Source organism: Colwellia meonggei (genome assembly GCF_057537295.1).
The window spans coordinates 25,258-43,914 of record NZ_BAAJLZ010000004.1 but is presented as its reverse complement, the minus strand read 5'-3'; the positions used below and the strand labels follow the sequence as shown (position 1 = coordinate 43,914).

Below are 18,657 nucleotides of genomic sequence, written 5' to 3'. Positions count from 1 at the left end.
TTACTGTGTCAAATAATCAGAAATAACACCCGTTATAGGGTCAACACGTTTCTCAACTGGCCCTACTTCAATACCATTTCGCACTTTTTGTAAACCTTCAATAATGACTCGCTCATTTTCTTTCAAACCAGACTCTACTAACCACATTGCATTTATACGACGGCCCAAGGTCACAATTCGTTGTGCAACTTTGTTTTGCTCATCAACAACTAAAACAAATTTACCTTGTTGGTTTTCTTGTACAGAGGCTTGTGGAATTAATGCCATTTCTTTTTTATCTTTACTTTCTGCAACTAGAGTAACAAATAGACCTGGTAGAATAATATCGTCCGGGTTTTGGAAAATTGCTCGTAACTCAACTGTGCCCATGCCCTGCTCTATTTTTGTATCTGCAAAAATAATTTCGCCTTTTTCAGCATACGTGGTGTTATTAGGTAGGCGTAAACTAAGGTCTAACTCACCTTTTACACCGCCTTTATTCGCTTTCTTGCCTTGCAAATACGAAATAAATTCGCTTTCTTCGACACCAAAGCTCACGTACATTGGATTGGTTGACGTTAACGTTGCGATAGAACCACTAGCTGGGCTTACGATATTACCAACACTAAAATTCACTTTACCTATGTGCCCAGCAAATGGTGCGCTAATAGTTGTGTAACTTAAATTTAGTTCAGCTTGCTCTAATGCGGCTTTAGCAACATTAACCGCTGCTTTTGCCTGTGAATCATTAGTGATTAACTTATCTAAATCAGATTGTGAAATATACCCTTGCCCCGCAACTTCTTTACCGCGTTTCAAATCACGTGCAGCGCCCTGTGCGCCAGCAACTTTACTGGTTAAATCAGCTTTTGCCGACTCTAAAGCGGTAATGTAGGTGGTTGGATCAATTTTTAGGAGAATTTGATCTTTTTCAACGATGGCGCCTTCTTTAAATAAACGTTCAACAAGTTCACCTTCAACGCGTGCTGTTAATTCAACTTCTTTTGATGCAACAGTACGTGCGACAAATTCTCGGTAATCACCGATTTTATCCATTGAAACAACATAAGTTGACACTGCTGGCGGTGGTGCTTTTTGAGCGATTTGCTCTTTTTGACCGCAAGCTGATACAGCTAATAATGTGGTAAGGATTGCAATACGTTTTACAATACGTAATGGTGAAAACTTCAATAAATTATTCAGTTGAATGGGCATCAACTAACTCCTTTAAATGTATAGCTAAGTAAGCCAAAATTCAGCTTTATTTTTATAATTAAAACTATAATACAGTACACTAAATTAAATATCGTAAACATTTGTAATTTAAGCAACATTTTATGCAATTTATCTGCGTACGAAGAAAATAGCTCACCATAAAATCTTTACATTACACGGTATCTGAGCAATCAACTAATTATCTAATAGAGTAATGATGCTAAATTTTCTTTTGCCCTTTAACATCAATTAAAGACTATTTTTTCTTATAGACAATTGAAATTTAGGTAAGTTGCCCTTATTTACTGGCTTATAACTAGGACATAGCTCAACGATTTATAGCAAGTTAAGCAAAACTAAATGATATTTTACCTGTGCAAAATGTATAACAATGGAAATTATTAATGCGTAATCCAAGAATTTACCAAGAACAAACATTTAGTGTTGGCCAAACGCAACCATTAAGTGAAGATGCATTTGGCCACACGGTAAGGGTGCTGCGCCTAAAAGATGGCGATACTATTACCTTATTTAACGGTAAAATTGAAAATGATGCCGAGCAGCCTGGTTATTATGAATACCAAGCAAAGTTATGCAATGTTGCTAAAAAACGTGCTGATATTGAAATCATAAGCAAAAACTTAATCGCTAATGAATCACCGTTAAATATACATCTAGGCCAGGGTATTTCACGCGGTGAGCGTATGGATTTCACTTTACAAAAATCCGTTGAGCTTGGCGTTAATACCATTACACCAATTTTCACGGAACGTTGCGGTGTAAAACTCACTGGCGAACGACTAGAGAAAAAAAGAGAGCAATGGCAAAAAATAGTCATCAGTGCTTGTGAACAAAGTGGTCGTTGCACGGTCCCAATTGTTGAACAAGCTATTTATTTAGATGATTGGCTAAAACAAGAGACAAATGCACTTAAACTAAATTTACACCCGAAAGCCCAACACTCAATTATGAGTTTACCGATAGAAAACCAGCGCGTACGTTTATTAATTGGCCCTGAAGGTGGTTTAAGTGACAATGAAATAGTACGCGCGAAAGATGCTGGATTTCATGATGTTTTGTTAGGGCCACGAGTCTTGAGAACAGAAACAGCGGCATTAACAGCAATCACAGTATTACAATGCCGCTACGGTGACTTAACTTAGTTGAACGTTAAACTAGCACGCCAGAATGCATGTTTTGGCGATGAATAAACACTTAAAATACCTAGGTATTTCTCAAAGTAAACAATAGGAAAAAGCATGAGCATAAAAATTGGCGTTGTTATGGACCCTATTTCAGAGGTCAATGTAAAAAAAGATTCTTCAATGGCAATGATGCTTGAAGCACAAGCACGTGGTTATGAAATTTACTACATGGAGATGCAAGATCTTTATTTAGAGCAAGGTGTTTGTCGTGCGACCACAGCAAAAGTAAAAGTATTTAATGATCCTGAACACTGGTATGAATTAAATGAGCAAGAAGACATTAACGTTGCTGATTTAGATGCAGTGTTGATGCGCAAAGATCCACCATTTGATACTGAATTTATTTACGCAACATATATGTTAGAACGTGCCGAAATTGCAGGAACGTTAATCGTTAATAAACCACAGAGTTTACGTGATTGTAATGAAAAACTTTTTACTGCATGGTTCCCTGAACTAACGCCAAAAACATTAGTTACTCGTAATAATCAGAAAATACGTGAATTCCATAATGAGAATAAAGATATCATTATCAAACCACTTGACGGTATGGGTGGCTCATCAATTTTTCGCATTGGTGAAAACGACCCTAATGTCGGTGTTATTCTTGAAACATTAACCGCACATTCCACACAATATGCTATGGTTCAAGAGTACATGCCTGAAATTGTTGATGGTGATAAACGAATATTAATTGTTAACGGTGAACCTATGCCATATTGCTTGGCACGTATTCCTGCACAAGGTGAAACCCGTGGCAATTTAGCCGCTGGTGGTCGAGGTGAAGCCCGCCCTTTAAGTGCTAGCGATAAATTTATTGCTGAAACTATTGCACCAGAACTGAAAAAACGTGGCTTATTTTTTGTTGGCCTTGATGTTATTGGTGATAAAGTCACTGAGATTAATGTTACTAGCCCAACCTGTATTCGAGAGATTGAAGCCGCATACCCAATAAACATTAGCGGTAAGTTAATGGATGCTATTGAACAAAATATTACCCGCAAAAACTAGTAGTTTATGCGCTGTGTAAACAGCGCTAATCAACTTCATTTTATTATTAACAGGGGAATTATATGAATAGTTTAGAAAATCAATTATTAATCGCTATGCCAAGTTTAGATGACTCTTATTTTAATAAAACCGTTACTTATATCTGTGAACATAACGCCGAAGGGGCGATGGGCTTAATCATCAACTTACCGATTAATGTATCCCTTAATGAGCTATTAACCCAAATAGATGAAGAGAAAATTGACGTACCAGAATTAGATCAACAAGTGTTGACTGGCGGCCCGGTTTCACAAGATCGCGGGTTCGTTTTGCATAGTACACAATCAGGATGGAAAAGCTCTCTTGCGTTAAGTGATGAAGTTATGATCACCACCTCTAAAGATATTCTAATGGCATTAGGCACCGAAGAAGCACCTGAAAAGTATATGGTCACCCTTGGCTATGCCGGCTGGGGGCCTGGGCAATTAGAAGAAGAAATAAAGGAAAACTCTTGGCTGATCACACCTGCTGATGAAGAAATATTATTTAATACACCAATTGAACAGCGCTGGAAAAAGGCAACCGATATGTTAGGAATCGACATAGCACACTTATCTCAAGAAGTTGGACACGCATAATGGCAAGTAAAACACCGGTTGGCGAACGCACAGTATTAGGGTTTGATTTTGGAAAAAAATATATTGGCGTAGCGGTCGGTCAAGAACTTACAGGCTCTGCATCACCTATAGGTTCAGTTAAAGCTAATGATGGTATACCACATTGGGAAAGCATGGCCAAATTCCTCAAAGAATGGCAACCTGATTTTATTGTTGTAGGTTTACCATTGAACATGGACGGTAGCGAGCAACAGTTGACCTTAGACGCAAAGAAATTTGGCAATCGAGTCTCAGGACGTTTTGGGGTCAAAGTTGAATTCCAAGATGAAAGACTTACCACAGCAACAGCAAAAGAAGCATTATTTTCTCAAGGCGGTTATCGTAATCTTAAGAAAGATAATATCGATGCTGAATCCGCAAAATTGATTATTGAAAGCTATTTTGAAAGCCAGTACGGTTAAATATTTGCTCACTAACCATAGCAAAACTCGAGCAGGCAACTATCTGCCTTTATCACGTAAAAATAAGATTTTATGAGTATTATTACGATTATTAGCCCGTTAATTATAATGGGTTTAGTAGGCTATTTGAGTGCCAAAAAACAGCTATTCAGTAAACCCCAAATTGAAACATTAAGTAAGTTTACTTTTACCTTAGCAATACCGGCATTTTTATTTCAACAACTTGCCAATGCTGATTTAAGCAACATTGATGTTTCTATTTATGCAGCCTTTTATTTACCTGTGTTAATAATTTTTGCTATTGGCTATTTGTGTAACTTTTATTTTCATCAAAAATTTAGTGGTAATCCGCCTGCCTCAGCTGTTTATGGGTTAGCTGCAAGTTACTCAAATAATGTTATTGTTGGCATGCCCGTAGCGCTGATGGTGTTAGGTGAGCATGTTCTACCAACAATATTTCTCGTTGTAAGTTTACATAGCGCTTTATTGTTTGGGTTAACCGGAATATTGGCGTCGAAATCAGGACAATTCAATTGGCGAAACTTTCTTAAACAAACTTTTTATAATCCATTTTTAATTGCCATAATCACCGGTTTTTTGATTAATTTAGCTGGCTTAACATTGCCAAATATTGTCAATGATAGTTTATTATTATTGGGGCGTCCCGCTATCACGCTAGCACTATTTTTACTTGGCGCATCTTTAGCGTTTTATCACATTCGTAGCGAAATTAAGTTCATATTATCAGCCAGTATTTTAAAATTGGTATTGTTACCCTTACTGGTATTTGTTGTTTGCTATCATGTCATGCAACTCCCAGCAATAGTAAGTGCTGCACTAGTAATTTTGAGTGCTAGCCCTACTGGCGTTAACTCCTATTTAATTGCCAAGCAACATAGCAAACACCAAGAGACTGTTGCAGGTATTGTTGTCGTAACAACAGTACTATCAATGATAACACTGCCGTTTTTACTCTGGTTGCTGACAAATTATCTTGTACCAGCACAAGTTATGTAATTTATGCAACTTAAAATGGATTCAAATGGTAACCATTATTGTGTAAAACCGCATGAGCAGTCATCGCTGACAGTGCCATTTTAGCGCCTGGTAATAGCATATCGTTGTCAAGATCATAGTATGCAGCTGATTGGCCACATAAATAAACTTCAACCTGATTAAGCATCAATTGCCTGAGCAATTCAGCGTTAGCATTGTCATGCTGAAACTTAGCTTGGTACTGCGAATTTTTCAGTAAATCAAACCCTGCTTTACCGTGTACAACCAACGCTAAATGAATATTTTCAGACTTAATACCATTGGCAACATGCATATTAATAAAACGAGCTAATGTTTCAATTTTCCGATTAACTTCGCCAGTTTTACTTTGCTCACTAATATCGAAAGCAACTTTTAACTTTGCTGTTTCATTCAACACTAAGTCTTGCTGCACAGCCGCATGTTTACCATAATTTTTAATCACCGGACCTAATACAAATTTATCAGCACCAGCAATGACAGATTGGCTGATAGCTAAACTAATTACGAAAATAATTAACCTTATAAATAACGACATTGAGTGCCCTTTTATATTAATATTTTACTGTTCCAATAATATACAGATAAAAAAACATGCCAAGACCAGCATGTTTTTTAGGTTATCTAAAGCTTTTAAAACACAAAGTTCAGTTAATGATCTGTTGGCTCTAAACCATCAATAGTTACTCCTGCTAATGACCCCGTACCGCCTTGATCATTGCTACGTAGTTTAATCATTAGACGTAAGTCATTTGGAGAATCAGCATGGTGCAATGCATCTGCATAGTTAATTAAACCTTGCTGATACAAATCAAACAAGGCTTTATCAAACGTCTGCATCCCTTGGTCCGTTGATTTCTCCATAACTTCTTTAATACTGCCGACTTCACCTTTTTTTACTAATTCAGCAACATACGGAGAATTAAGCAGAATCTCGATAGCAGCAACACGGCCATTGCCGTCACGCGTTGGGATCAACTGTTGTGCAACAATACCACGAAGATTTAATGCTAAATCAAATAATAACTTCCCATGCTGCTCAGCAGGAACTAAATGCATAATACGGTCAATGGCTTGGTTTGCATTATTGGCATGTAGTGTCGCAATACATAAATGCCCTGTTTCCGCAAAGCTTAGAGCATGCTCCATGGTTTCTTGGTTTCGAATTTCACCAATTAAAATAACATCAGGAGCTTGGCGTAAAGAACTTTTTAAAGCCGCGTCAAAACTTTCAGTATCTAACCCAACTTCTCGCTGAGTTACCATACATTTACCATGCTCGTGGACAAACTCAACGGGGTCTTCAATGGTTAAAATATGACCACGCGAGTTTTTGTTTCGATACCCAATCAGTGCCGCCATCGAGGTTGATTTACCTGTACCTGTACCACCGACAAACAACACTAAGCCACGCTTTGACATTACCACATCTTTTAATACCGACGGCAAGCCAAGATCATCGGCTTCTGGTATTTCAGTAACAATACGACGGATTACCATACCCGCCATATCTCGTTGCCAAAATGCTGAAACACGAAAGCGACCTATACCGTCAATTGAAATCGCAAAGTTACATTCTTTATCTTGATCAAATTCAGCTTTTTGCTTTTCCGACATAGCATCATGTACTAAGCCTAATGCTTCATCTGGCGTTAAAATATGATCATCAATAGCTGTTAATTCACCATTAATTTTTGCACTTACTGCAAGCTTTGCGGTAACAAACATATCTGATGCTTCTTGTTGCACCATCTTTTGTAATAAGTCATTAAAATTCATTTAATTACCCTTTCATTTATTCGACACTAGCCATTCGGCTAGTAACCCATGAATTGATTTTTATCTTGTGCTTTTTCCATCGCATCTTGTTTGGTGATCATACCGCGATTGACCAAGTTTTGAAGACATTGATCCATAGTTTGCATACCGCTTGACATACCTGTTTGAATCGCTGAATACATTTGCGCAATTTTATCTTCACGAATAAGATTTCGAATAGCCGGTACCCCCATCATAATTTCGTGCGCTGCCACACGGCCACCGCCCACTTTTTTCACTAAGGTTTGTGAAATAACCGCACGTAATGACTCCGATAACATTGAACGCACCATAGCTTTTTCTTCACCTGGGAATACATCAATAATACGGTCAATTGTTTTTGGTGCAGAGGTCGTATGTAAGGTACCAAAAACTAAATGACCTGTTTCTGCTGCCGTCATCGCTAAACGAATAGTTTCTAAATCTCGCATTTCACCCACAAGTATTACATCGGGATCTTCACGTAGTGCTGAGCGAAGTGCGGCATTAAAACTCAAGGTATCACGATGAACTTCACGCTGGTTAATCAGACATGAATGGTTCTCGTGAACAAATTCAATAGGGTCTTCGATCGTTAAAATATGATCATGTTTATGCTTATTGATGTAGTCAACCATAGCCGCTAAAGTCGTTGATTTACCAGAGCCTGTTGGACCGGTAACAAGTACTAAACCACGAGGAAATTCAGATATATCACGGAATATATCGGGGCAGCCTAAATCATCTAACGATAATATTTTACTTGGAATGGTACGAAATACCGCCGCTGGGCCACGATTTTGGTTAAAAGCATTTACCCTAAAACGCGCTAAATTTGGTACTTCAAATGAAAAATCGACCTCTAAATTTTCTTCATACTCTTTGCGCTGGCGGTCATTCATAATATCATAGACCAAAGCGTTAACATCTTTTTCGTCAAATGCTGGTATATTTAGTTTACGTACATCACCATCAACGCGAATAGACGGGGGAGTTCCCGTTGATAAATGTAGATCGGAAGCATTATTTTCCACGCTAAATGCAAGTAATTCGGTAATATCCATACAAACCTCTAAGTCGAATTAATAATTGAATTAATAACTGTATAAGTCATCGAGAACTGAAATAAACAATATGATTGCCATTAAAGATAATATTGCTGAAGTTGAACTGCAAATTTCTTCTGCTTGTCAACAAGCGGGTCGTAGTGCTACTGATGTCACTTTGCTTGCGGTAAGCAAAACCAAACCGGTTGAAATGATCGAACAAGCTTACAACGCTGGCCAACGCACATTCGGCGAAAGCTACGTTCAAGAAGCGGTTGATAAAATAACAGCCTTGCAAAACAAACCTGATATTTCTTGGCATTTTATCGGTCCAATTCAAAGTAACAAAACCAAATTAATTGCAAATCATTTTTCTTGGGTGCATAGCATCGACAGAGCTAAAATAGCAAAGCGCCTTAATGACCATAGGTCTGGTCAAGATACCCCGCTAAACATATGTTTACAAGTGAATATTAGCGGTGAAGAAAGTAAATCAGGTGTTTTAATTGCTGAGTTACCTAGCCTACTTAATGAAGTTTCTCAATATCAAAACTTAACTATCCGTGGCTTGATGGCTATTCCAGAAAAAAATGCTCCAGACACAAGTTTTACCGCCATGCAAACATTATTTAAGAGACTACAAAAGCAATATCCTAGCTTAGATACACTTTCCATGGGTATGTCCGCGGATTTACAACCAGCGATTAACGCCGGTTCAACAATAGTTCGCATCGGCTCTGCTATTTTTGGTGCCCGAGCGCAAAAATAATAATTATACAAAAGTCGTCTACTCGTTGAGCAACGAGTTATTTACACTTATAAGTAATCAAAATTACCACATACCATTACCGCCATTAGGCTATTGGTATTTTATCATTAGGACAAACATGAAAAATTTAGCATTTATTGGTGCCGGCAATATGAACGGTGCAATTATTTCTGGTTTAGTAAAAAACGGCTACCCTGCCGAAAAGATTATGGTTACTAATCCTTCACCAGAAAAGCGCTTAGCACTACAGACAGAACTAGGTATTCAACAAAGTGAATGCAATATTGAAGCAGCAAAATTTGCAGAAGTGATTGTATTAGGTGTTAAACCTTACCTTATCAGCGAAGTATGCCAGCAACTAAGGGAACAAATTGACGTAACTGAAAAGTGTTTTATTTCCGTTGCTGCAGGTAGCACTATTGCACAAATAGAACAAGCACTAGGTCAACCATGCGCTGTCATTAGAACGATGCCAAATACACCAAGTCAAATGGGCGTTGGTGTAACCGGTATATTTGCAAATGCTCAAACAAGCGATGAAGACAAAACATTAACTACTTCATTGATGCAGTCTGTTGGAATAGTAAAATGGTTAGCGTCTGAACAACAAATTGATCATATCATTGCTATTTCTGGTTCTGGCCCAGCTTACTTCTTTTTGTTTATGGAGGCTATGGAAAAACAAGCTAGAGCCTACGGTTTTAATGAGCAAGACAGCCGAGCATTGGTTCAACAAACAGCATTAGGTGCGGCAAAAATGGTTTCTGAAAGTGAAACCTCTATTAGCAAATTACGTGAAAATGTCACTTCAAAAGGCGGTACTACGCAAGCTGCAATTAGTGCCTTTGGTGAAGGCGGCTTGGAACAACTGGTAACAAAAGCCATGGATAGTGCGGTAAATCGCGCTAAAGAAATGGCGCAAAGTAATTAATCATATTACTATCGCCTTAAATGAAGTATCAATAATTAACAATTAAGTTAATATTGATACATTTAATTGATTGATATTTAATATTTATCTCCTAATATTTTGGAGTATAGATAACACAGTTTTTTCTTATAATTTTGGAGTTTTAAATGGAAGCAATTAATTATTTGCTTAAGTTTGCCTTTGACGCATTATTAATGATTTTAGTGCTACGGGTTTGGTTGCAATTGGTGCGAGCAGACTTTTATAACCCGCTCAGTCAGTTTATCGTTAAAGTCAGTAACCCATTGGTGATCCCATTACGTAGATTAATTCCAGGGCTTGGTGGTATCGACTTACCGACCATTATTTTGGCCTATTTAGTCGCCACACTAACTTTCATTATTATTCCGTTAATTAATGGCGGCCCTATTGATTTTATGATGGCATTCTATTTAGGACTTATTTACCTCATAAAACAAACTGGCATGTTATTATTTATCATAATGTTAGTAATGGCATTGATGAGCTGGGTTGTACAAGGCTATAACCCAACCCAAATGATTTTTCATCAACTTACTGCGCCAGTTTTGACACCGATTAGAAAAGTTATTCCTAGTATTGGCGGTCTTGATCTATCAGTACTCATTGCTTTCTTATTATTAAATGTCATAAATATATTATTACGCGGATGGGTGCCTTACTGGGCGATGATATAACGGTTAAGTATTGATCGTATATACTTAACTTAACCGACTTACATTTTAAGGTCATAGTCATGAAAAACATAATTAATAAGCTGATATTGGTAATACTTTTTGCCGGTTCCATGTTTAGCTTTGCACATGCGGAAAACATGAAAAAAATGGACGATATAAACGTTCACTACATGGCAATTAATTCTACATTTTTAACACCAGAAATAGCCAAAGCTTATGGCTTGGAGCGCAGCAGATATAAAGGGCTTATCAATATATCTGTATTAGACAATAGTCAAAAAGGTAATCCAGCTAAAAGTGTAATTTTAACGGGTAAAGCGCGTAATGACGTAGGGCAAATAAAGTCTTTGGAGTTTACCGAAGTAAAAGAAGGTGATGCCGTTTATTACCTTGCACAAGTGAATTATGCCAACGAAGAAACCATTTATTTTGATATAAATATCAGTGATAAAGGTAAACAGCATAACTTAAAGTTTTCACAAAAATTTTATGTTGATTAATTCCCCTATTACCTTCAGCGGTAGGTTGATTACCGCTGAAGGTTTACCGTTAAATTTCCACTCCGCTCTACTCTTTACACTACTACCCTAATTATTTTTCAACTTACTTCACACAACAAAAGCGATAAATAAATTTTAAACAGAATATAAGCCATACATTACCTATAATCGCCATTAATACGCTCCCTCTTTAGTGCAGATTAAGGTATTATGCGCGCCATAGTTACAATTAATTTATTCGAAGGTATTAGTGATGTCGACTATCGTATTAGCAACAGGCAATCAAGGCAAAGTGAAAGAGCTAGCTAGCTTACTCGCCAAACAAAACATTGAAATCAAGCCACAAAGTGAATTCAATGTGCCTGATGTTGCAGAAACCGGCACAACCTTCATTGAAAATGCCATAATCAAAGCTCGACACGCAGCAAAAATAACGGGCTTACCGGCCATTGCCGATGACTCAGGATTAGAAGTTGATGCGCTAAATGGTGCACCCGGTGTTTATTCAGCGCGTTATGCTGGTGAAAATGCTAGCGATGACGACAATACCAATAAACTGTTAACCGCATTAGCTGACGTTACTGATGAAAACCGCACAGCCCGTTTTCATTGCGTATTGGTTTATATGCGCCACGAAAATGATCCAACACCATTAGTTTGCCATGGTGTTTGGCAAGGCAGTATTTGTCGTGAAAAACAAGGAGAACAAGGCTTCGGCTACGATCCTGTGTTTTGGCAAGAAGAACATCAAATGACTTCCGCACAATTACCGCGTGACTTGAAAAACCAATTGAGTCATCGAGGCCAAGCATTACAAAAACTAGTATCATTGCTTACTCAGCAATTTGTAAAAGAATACACTTAGCATGTTAGTTGCCCCACAGTTATCGCTCTATATTCACATCCCTTGGTGTGTTGAAAAGTGCCCTTATTGTGACTTTAATTCTCATGCACTCAAGCACAAGATCCCAGAGCAAGACTATATTACTGAGCTACTACAAGATCTAGATAGTGATATTGCGCAATTTGGCCTACAACAGCGCCCTCTGCACTCAATATTCATTGGTGGCGGCACACCAAGCTTGTTTTCAGCGCCAGCTATTGAGCAGCTATTGACACAAGTGCTACAGCGTTTTGAACACAAGCAAAATATTGAAATCACCTTAGAAGCAAACCCTGGTACCGTAGAAGCTGAAAAGTTTATTGGCTTTTTTAATGGTGGCGTTTCTCGACTATCCGTTGGCGTACAAAGTTTTGAATCAGACAAGCTGATTAAGCTAGGACGAATACACGATAGTCAGCAGGCAAAAACTGCAGCAAACCTTGCGAGCGAATGTGGCGTTACGAGTTTTAATTTAGATTTAATGCATGGTTTACCAGATCAAACCGTAGCGCATGCACTAGACGATTTAAAAACGGCTATCAGTTTAAAGCCAACGCATATTTCCTGGTATCAATTAACCATTGAACCAAATACCGCTTTTCATTCAAGGCCACCAAAATTACCACAAGATGAAACCTTATGGAGTATTCAAGACCAAGGCATTGCTCTGCTTGAAGAAGCGGGATATCAACAATATGAAATATCGGCTTATAGTAAGCCCGAATATCAATGTCAACATAACCTGAATTACTGGCAATTCGGTGACTACCTTGGTATTGGCTGTGGCGCCCACGGCAAAATTACCGACATTAATAAGCAAAAAATATATCGCACAGTAAAGGTAAAACACCCAAAAGGCTATTTAGATAAAAACAGAGTCGCTCTTGATAAGTTACATGCTGTAACTGATGAAGAGTTGCCTTTTGAATACATGATGAATCGCCTAAGATTACATTCAGGGTTTTCATTAACTGAATTTAAAACACGCACCGGTTTAGGCGAACAGGCCATTTTACCTACTTTACTACAAGCACAATCAAAACAGTTAATGGAATTCGATGGCGAACTTTGGTTTGTGAGTAAATTAGGCCACCGATATTTAAATGATTTATTGGAAATGTTTTTATAACTTATGACTGATAGCAATCCAGAATTAACAGCAAAAATGTCAGCTGTAACTGCGTTTTCTAGCGATGATGAAAAGTTTATGCGCCGCGCTATAACTCTAGCCGAAATTGCTGAAAGTCATAATGAAATCCCCGTTGGCGCAGTGGTAGTTTGTGATGGAAAAATTATTGGTGAAGGCTTTAATCAGTCTATCATGAATAGTGACCCATCAGCCCATGCTGAAATGATGGCAATTCGTGACGCCGGTAAAAATATAGAAAATTATCGCTTACTTGATTGCACCTTATATGTAACTTTAGAGCCCTGCCCTATGTGTGCTGGTTTACTTGTTCATAGCCGAATAAAACAATTAATATTTGCCAGTGAAGATTTAAAAACTGGTGCTGCCGGCAGTGCATTTTCATTAGTCAATCATGAAAATCATAACCACCAAATTCAGGTTAATGGCGGTTTATTAGCAGCAGAATGTAGCACTATGCTATCAGCATTTTTTAAACGCCGAAGAGCTGAGAAAAAAGCGGAAAAACAAGCGCGTAAAAATGCACCAAACGCTTAGATTGTTGGTGCAATAGCAACTTGGTTCATCATTTTATTTATAGTCATTTCGTTCACTGACCACTTCTGTCAAGTATTCAACAAATTCAATTTCATAGCCATCAGCATCGGTAAAGTAGGTATTATTGCGAATTCCAGGTGACCCTTCCCCTTTTTCACCAATAAACCCTGCAGCTTCTAATCGTTGAGTCACTTGTGCTAATTCGTCAGTAACAAAGGCAATATGGCTTAACCCTACTTGATAACCTCTGTTATCACGAATGTCGTTTTTACCGTGATCGCTCAACGCCAAATATAAATAATCATCACCAAAGTGGAGCCAACGTCGTGCTTTACCATACCAAGTTGAACGCCCTTCACCACGAGTTTTCCAATGGGGAAATGCCGCTTGATAAAATGCTAACGCTCGTGGAATATCTTTTACCACTAAATTTAAATGCTCTAAATACAGCATACTTTCACTCCTTTATGTTTCGGTTTAATTTAATAGTTATCCGTGAACAAACTGCTCTTTATTAGATAAGGTTGCGCAATACAGTTGAAAAATACACAACCAACGTTCGCCCACTTTAGTTGAAATTTTATGGTGCTCACTCTCTCTTACTCTTTGTTTAGTCAACTTTTTCATTAATTTTCTTCCTGTTAGTTATTATTTAACGCAAGCATAAAACCTCAAGCTCACTTGAGGTAAAGCGTTTTTTTTAATAAAGTAAGAAAAAGGAGAAATTATGTTAGAAGAAGCAAATTTAAGTGTTGGAAAAGTAGCTAAACGTTGCGGTATTAAAGTATCGAGCTTGCACTATTACGAAAGCTTAGGTTTGATTAAAAGCCTCAGAAATAATGGTAATCAACGACGCTATAAACGAGAAGTGCTTAGGCGTATTTCAGTAATAAAAGCAGCACAAAAAATGGGCGTAAGTTTAGAAGAGATTAAAAGTGCTTTTGCTAATTTACCCGACAATAGAACCCCAACTAAAGACGATTGGCAAAAATTGTCTCGCCATTGGCAGCAAGGTCTTACCCAAAGAATTGCTTATTTAGAAAAACTAAGGGATTCAATAGATGGCTGTATTGGTTGTGGTTGCTTATCTATGAAAAATTGCCCTATTTATAATGCAGAGGATAAACTTGGTGACAATAACACTGGTGCCGTAATACTTGAAAGAACGATCACAAATAGGTTTTCTGAATAACGATTAAATTTGTGAGTTCAACCATTCACTGGCCTCTGTTAAATGATGAAATTCACGACGGTTTTTCAGGTCAAATAATGCTGGTTGTTCATTTTTTACAATATCAAAATAGAGTTTTTTACTGTAGACAATTGCTCTAGCACGGCAGGCTTGGGCATTTAGCCATTGCAAAAAATTATTAGATATTTTGTGTGCTTCAGGCGTACTACCTTCATAAAGCGTACAATCTATCAACATACAAAAACTTGCGCCATTTAATTGCTTAATATTGTTTTGAATATTTTCACATACTACTTGCGTTGCAAGTTCATTAAACATTCCTGATAACTGAACACTTAATAGTTTATCGACTAATATTATTGAGTATTCTCCATGCTCTTCCACTGCACAACCTCCATGTATTCATTTTCAATACTTATTTCTGGCTTTTCTTATACCAGCGTAGCAACTCTTTTTGATCAGCAGGTATTTCCAAACCTTGATTAACAAATGATAATGCCTGCTGTGCGAGTAATTGTTCTGCCTTGGCTTCAATTTTAGTTAGGCAATGATAAAAACTTGCCTTTTCTTGTTCCGACAGAACACTTTCAAGCGCTTGCGCACGAGGCTCAAGAGCTCGTATAAGTTGCTTATACAGTTCAATACCAGATTCAGTTAAGGTTAAGTATTTAATGTTTTTGCTGCTGGGATCAGGCTCAGAATGTACCAATTCTTTCGCCAATAAAACCTTCACTGCTCGGCTTACGTTAGATGAGTCAATTCGAGATTGATAAGCAATATCTGCTGACTTTATCGGCATATAAGAGCCAATATTAATCAATACTCGCATTTCTCTTGGCTCTAAATCTGATATAGAACGAATACCAAGATCTCTATTTAATGCCAACAGGTTACTAACAACCGCAATACGAAAGGGTAAATGGCTGGATAAATCTAAACTGTCATCAATTAAATTTGTTAGGTTAAAAGCTTGTTCTCTCGCAGTAGAAGAAATAATAACACCCCAAATTTAGTTAAATGCCCTATTCAAATTTACTTTACATTGCTGCTAAATTTGAAACAAGCGATTTTCACCAATCCACTTAACACTAATAATTCATCTAAAAATATGAAAACTTGCAATCAGCATAGATATTGCATTTGCAATATCTATGCTATATGTTATTTAAATACCATTAAACAAATTCCCGTGATATTGGAGATAACACTATGCCACTGGTTACCCCGCTTGCAAGCGATGCTAACGAAGATGTTGCTGAGTTAGCACGCTTTTTTAATGAAACATTAGGTTTTTGTCCTAACAGTGTCTTAACAATGCAACACCGGCCAGCAATTGCCAAAGCATTTATCAACTTAAACATGGCAGTAATGGCCAATGACGGTAGAGTAAATGCTGAACAAAAACGCCTTATTGGCTATATAACCAGTGCTAATACCGGTTGCCGATATTGTGAAGCACATACCATTTTGGCGGCAGAGCGTTATGGTGGAAGCGATGAGCGTCTTGCCAACATTTGGAACTTTCGAGAAAGTGAAATGTATTCTGACGCAGAAAAAGTGGCTTTTGAATTTGCTTTAGCGGCATCAAGTGTCCCTAATGCCGTTGATGACAATATATCAAAGGCACTACATAGGTATTGGGATGAAGGTGAAATCGTGGAAATTTTAGCGGTTATTTCACTATTTGGTTATTTAAATCGTTGGAATGACTCTATGGGAACAACCATGGAAAACGGCGCGGTTGATGCTGGTGAAAGGCTATTACAAGGTAGCGACTGGAGTCGTGGTAAACATACTTAACGACCACAGTTTTTGCTAACTTAAGTTATTTTTAACAGCGCTAGGTATTTAGCTAGCGCTTTATTTACGTTGACGATACCGCAACAGTTGCTTCTTCACTACTATATTGATCAAGGGTAAACTGCATATGGCGGCGATTTGCCAATCTTACTTTATTACGGTGTAGAGTTCTTTTACGTTGGTTATTGGTTAAACATTTCTTTATTTTCATTTTGACCTCTTTAGCATGCCTAATCACACACTTTTATCCTGCTTTACTATTCTCACGTTGATTTTCGCTAGTATCTACAATGATTATGACATTTTAATGACATACATCCTATTTTTAACACTTTACCAGGATATTATTCGGTAATAACCGTTTCAGGGTTGTTTTCCAATTCTGTTTTTGGCGTAAGTGTTTTATTCTGGTTATCAACCCATGTCAAAGTATCGTAATAACGTCGAATATTTTCGACATAATTTACCGGTTCATCGCCACGAGCATAACCATAACGTGTTTTTTTATAATACTTTTTCTGTTTTAGCAATGGTAAACGCTCTTTAACTTCCACCCAACGGTCTGGGTCGCCACCCTGTTGCTTGGTAATTTCTCTCGCATCATTTAAATGCCCTAAGCCAATATTGTATGATGCTAGCGCAAACCATAATCTATCAGGCGAAGGTACTCGCGCAGGCATGCGCTCAATAAGTTGTTTAAAATACTTAGCACCACCGCGAATACTTTGCTCTGCATCTAAACGACTTTTAATACCCATTTGTTTTGCCGTAGGCAAAGTCAACATCATCATACCGCGAACTCCAGTATACGAGCGCGCATGCGGATCCCAATGAGACTCTTGATAACTTATTGCCGCTAACAGTCGCCAATCCATTTCTTGGCCATATTTTTCAAACAAAGGCTGATACTTTGGCAATTTTTTCTCGATTGCTTTAATAAACATTCGCGTATCAACATAGTTAAACTCTTCAATATGGCCATAGTATTTATCATCTAATGCCAGTAACACGCCGTTATGATGAACTTGACCAAAAAACTCAATTAAGCTCGCTAAAATAGTATCGTCACTATTTTTACTTACCATCCAAGCCAATGGCTGTTCTTTTCGTATAGTAAAGCCTATGCTAATTTCCGGATAATAACGACGGTTAATTGCTAAGGTATTGCTGTCAACAACGGTGTAGTCTATTTCTCCGTTTAATACACTCAGTAATAACTCTTCACTGTCTAATTCACTAGTTTCAGTCCAGGTTAGATCAGGGTTCGATTGCTTTAATTTAAGCAAGTTTTCAACATGACTCGATTGCGCAACAATCTCTAGCTTACCGGTGAGATCTGCAAGTTTACGGGGGCGAATATTTCCTTGCTTAAAGACCAGTTTCTGGCTGACATTGTCATAGCTAGGCGCAAAGCGATATTGAGCAAGACGTTCATCGGTCACTGATAATCCAGCAGCCAAAATATCAACACTACCGTTATTAACCTGCTCAAATAATTCATCAAGGTTATAACTCGGCATCATTTTTAACTCGACGCCTAGGAAATTGGCATACTTCTGCGCCAATTCATACTCGAAACCAGCAGCACCTTGTGCATCTAAATAATAACTGGTGTTGCCATAAAGTGTACCAACCGTAAGGTAGCCGCGATCAATTATGCGCTGTAAATTAGCCGGCGATTGTTCCGTTTCGCAACCGCTAAGCAACAACGCAAGCAGTAGCCAAAACGCGGCTAAAACCTTGTTAGTTATGCAATTGTTAGCAAATGATTTTATTTGTTTTTTTATCATAGTGCCCTATTGTCACGTGAATTTAATTATTAGAACAGTTCTTTTTACAATTTTGTAAATTATGGCCT

At 37.8% G+C, this 18,657-nt stretch carries 23 protein-coding genes; 14 read left to right on the top strand and 9 right to left on the bottom strand.

From position 1 onward, the window contains the following. Nucleotides 1–1,194 carry an efflux RND transporter periplasmic adaptor subunit gene (locus AC27E9_RS11105; protein ID WP_487130161.1) on the bottom strand — a complete coding sequence of 398 codons (1,194 nt, stop codon included), beginning with the start codon at nucleotides 1,192–1,194 and terminating at the stop codon, nucleotides 1–3. 404 nt (nucleotides 1,195–1,598) lie between these two features. On the opposite strand from AC27E9_RS11105, the gene rsmE reads away from it, so the two are divergent. From rsmE to AC27E9_RS11080, 5 genes are all read left to right on the top strand, one after another. Continuing rightward, on the top strand, nucleotides 1,599–2,357 hold the full coding sequence (rsmE, locus tag AC27E9_RS11100; RefSeq protein WP_487130159.1) for a 16S rRNA (uracil(1498)-N(3))-methyltransferase: 759 nt from the start codon (nucleotides 1,599–1,601) through the stop codon (nucleotides 2,355–2,357). Nucleotides 2,358–2,453: 96 nt separating this feature from the next. Beyond that, nucleotides 2,454–3,410 carry a glutathione synthase gene (gshB, locus tag AC27E9_RS11095; protein ID WP_487130157.1) on the top strand — a complete coding sequence of 319 codons (957 nt, stop codon included), beginning with the start codon at nucleotides 2,454–2,456 and terminating at the stop codon, nucleotides 3,408–3,410. A 62-nt stretch (nucleotides 3,411–3,472) separates the two neighbouring features. After that, nucleotides 3,473–4,027 carry a YqgE/AlgH family protein gene (locus AC27E9_RS11090; RefSeq protein ID WP_487130155.1) on the top strand — a complete coding sequence of 185 codons (555 nt, stop codon included), beginning with the start codon at nucleotides 3,473–3,475 and terminating at the stop codon, nucleotides 4,025–4,027. After that, nucleotides 4,027–4,467, top strand: coding sequence for a Holliday junction resolvase RuvX (ruvX, locus tag AC27E9_RS11085; RefSeq protein WP_487130153.1), 441 nt, complete (start codon nucleotides 4,027–4,029; stop codon nucleotides 4,465–4,467). Before AC27E9_RS11090 ends, ruvX begins: the two co-directional genes overlap by 1 nt. A 72-nt stretch (nucleotides 4,468–4,539) precedes the next feature. Further along, the gene (locus AC27E9_RS11080; protein WP_487130151.1) at nucleotides 4,540–5,484 is read left to right on the top strand and encodes an AEC family transporter; all 945 of its coding nucleotides are present in this window, start codon (nucleotides 4,540–4,542) and stop codon (nucleotides 5,482–5,484) included. 10 nt (nucleotides 5,485–5,494) lie between these two features. Here AC27E9_RS11080 and AC27E9_RS11075 read toward each other — a convergent pair whose 3' ends face one another. From AC27E9_RS11075 to AC27E9_RS11065, 3 genes are all read right to left on the bottom strand, one after another. Next, nucleotides 5,495–6,040 carry a DsrE family protein gene (locus AC27E9_RS11075; RefSeq protein WP_487130149.1) on the bottom strand — a complete coding sequence of 182 codons (546 nt, stop codon included), beginning with the start codon at nucleotides 6,038–6,040 and terminating at the stop codon, nucleotides 5,495–5,497. 113 nt (nucleotides 6,041–6,153) lie between these two features. Continuing rightward, nucleotides 6,154–7,281 (bottom strand): PilT/PilU family type 4a pilus ATPase, encoded by a 1,128-nt coding sequence (locus tag AC27E9_RS11070; protein WP_487130147.1) that lies wholly within the window; start codon nucleotides 7,279–7,281, stop codon nucleotides 6,154–6,156. Between the two features lie 38 nt (nucleotides 7,282–7,319). Then, entirely contained in the window at nucleotides 7,320–8,363 is a 1,044-nt protein-coding gene (locus tag AC27E9_RS11065; protein WP_487081667.1) for a type IV pilus twitching motility protein PilT, read from the bottom strand. A 70-nt stretch (nucleotides 8,364–8,433) separates the two neighbouring features. Here AC27E9_RS11065 and AC27E9_RS11060 point away from each other — a divergent pair, with 70 nt between their 5' ends. The 7 genes from AC27E9_RS11060 to tadA all read left to right on the top strand — a co-directional run bounded on the left by AC27E9_RS11060 (nucleotide 8,434) and on the right by tadA (nucleotide 13,807). Further along, nucleotides 8,434–9,114, top strand: a complete 681-nt coding sequence (locus AC27E9_RS11060; RefSeq protein ID WP_487130145.1) for a YggS family pyridoxal phosphate-dependent enzyme — start codon at nucleotides 8,434–8,436, stop codon at nucleotides 9,112–9,114. 118 nt (nucleotides 9,115–9,232) lie between these two features. Further along, nucleotides 9,233–10,045 carry a pyrroline-5-carboxylate reductase gene (proC, locus tag AC27E9_RS11055; protein WP_487130143.1) on the top strand — a complete coding sequence of 271 codons (813 nt, stop codon included), beginning with the start codon at nucleotides 9,233–9,235 and terminating at the stop codon, nucleotides 10,043–10,045. 146 nt (nucleotides 10,046–10,191) lie between these two features. Further along, entirely contained in the window at nucleotides 10,192–10,740 is a 549-nt protein-coding gene (locus tag AC27E9_RS11050) for a YggT family protein (RefSeq protein ID WP_487130141.1), read from the top strand. A gap of 59 nt (nucleotides 10,741–10,799) precedes the next feature. Next, nucleotides 10,800–11,240, top strand: coding sequence for a DUF4426 domain-containing protein (locus AC27E9_RS11045; protein ID WP_487130139.1), 441 nt, complete (start codon nucleotides 10,800–10,802; stop codon nucleotides 11,238–11,240). Between the two features lie 253 nt (nucleotides 11,241–11,493). Next, nucleotides 11,494–12,105 (top strand): XTP/dITP diphosphatase, encoded by a 612-nt coding sequence (locus AC27E9_RS11040; protein WP_487130137.1) that lies wholly within the window; start codon nucleotides 11,494–11,496, stop codon nucleotides 12,103–12,105. A 1-nt stretch (nucleotide 12,106) separates the two neighbouring features. Continuing rightward, nucleotides 12,107–13,252, top strand: coding sequence for a radical SAM family heme chaperone HemW (gene hemW, locus AC27E9_RS11035; RefSeq protein ID WP_487130135.1), 1,146 nt, complete (start codon nucleotides 12,107–12,109; stop codon nucleotides 13,250–13,252). 3 nt (nucleotides 13,253–13,255) lie between these two features. Beyond that, nucleotides 13,256–13,807, top strand: a complete 552-nt coding sequence (gene tadA / locus AC27E9_RS11030; RefSeq protein WP_487130133.1) for a tRNA adenosine(34) deaminase TadA — start codon at nucleotides 13,256–13,258, stop codon at nucleotides 13,805–13,807. Between the two features lie 33 nt (nucleotides 13,808–13,840). On the opposite strand, the gene AC27E9_RS11025 is transcribed toward tadA, so the two are convergent. Further along, a complete protein-coding gene (locus AC27E9_RS11025) occupies nucleotides 13,841–14,260 on the bottom strand; it encodes a VOC family protein (RefSeq protein ID WP_487130131.1) in 420 nt (139 codons plus the stop codon). Between the two features lie 274 nt (nucleotides 14,261–14,534). Between AC27E9_RS11025 and soxR the strand changes: the two genes are divergently transcribed. After that, a complete protein-coding gene (soxR, locus tag AC27E9_RS11020) occupies nucleotides 14,535–14,999 on the top strand; it encodes a redox-sensitive transcriptional activator SoxR (protein WP_487130129.1) in 465 nt (154 codons plus the stop codon). A 3-nt stretch (nucleotides 15,000–15,002) separates the two neighbouring features. Here the strand turns inward: soxR and AC27E9_RS11015 are convergent, their stop codons facing one another. Both AC27E9_RS11015 and AC27E9_RS11010 read right to left on the bottom strand, forming a co-directional pair. Beyond that, on the bottom strand, nucleotides 15,003–15,383 hold the full coding sequence (locus tag AC27E9_RS11015) for a hypothetical protein (RefSeq protein WP_487130127.1): 381 nt from the start codon (nucleotides 15,381–15,383) through the stop codon (nucleotides 15,003–15,005). Nucleotides 15,384–15,414: 31 nt separating this feature from the next. Continuing rightward, nucleotides 15,415–15,885 (bottom strand): MarR family winged helix-turn-helix transcriptional regulator, encoded by a 471-nt coding sequence (locus AC27E9_RS11010; protein WP_487130125.1) that lies wholly within the window; start codon nucleotides 15,883–15,885, stop codon nucleotides 15,415–15,417. A 323-nt stretch (nucleotides 15,886–16,208) separates the two neighbouring features. Between AC27E9_RS11010 and AC27E9_RS11005 the strand changes: the two genes are divergently transcribed. Beyond that, entirely contained in the window at nucleotides 16,209–16,799 is a 591-nt protein-coding gene (locus AC27E9_RS11005; RefSeq protein ID WP_487130123.1) for a carboxymuconolactone decarboxylase family protein, read from the top strand. A gap of 64 nt (nucleotides 16,800–16,863) precedes the next feature. Here the strand turns inward: AC27E9_RS11005 and AC27E9_RS11000 are convergent, their stop codons facing one another. Both AC27E9_RS11000 and mltF read right to left on the bottom strand, forming a co-directional pair. Continuing rightward, on the bottom strand, nucleotides 16,864–17,010 hold the full coding sequence (locus tag AC27E9_RS11000; RefSeq protein ID WP_487130122.1) for a hypothetical protein: 147 nt from the start codon (nucleotides 17,008–17,010) through the stop codon (nucleotides 16,864–16,866). Between the two features lie 133 nt (nucleotides 17,011–17,143). Then, nucleotides 17,144–18,589 carry a membrane-bound lytic murein transglycosylase MltF gene (mltF, locus tag AC27E9_RS10995; RefSeq protein ID WP_487130121.1) on the bottom strand — a complete coding sequence of 482 codons (1,446 nt, stop codon included), beginning with the start codon at nucleotides 18,587–18,589 and terminating at the stop codon, nucleotides 17,144–17,146. Between the last annotated feature and the right edge of the window lie 68 nt (nucleotides 18,590–18,657).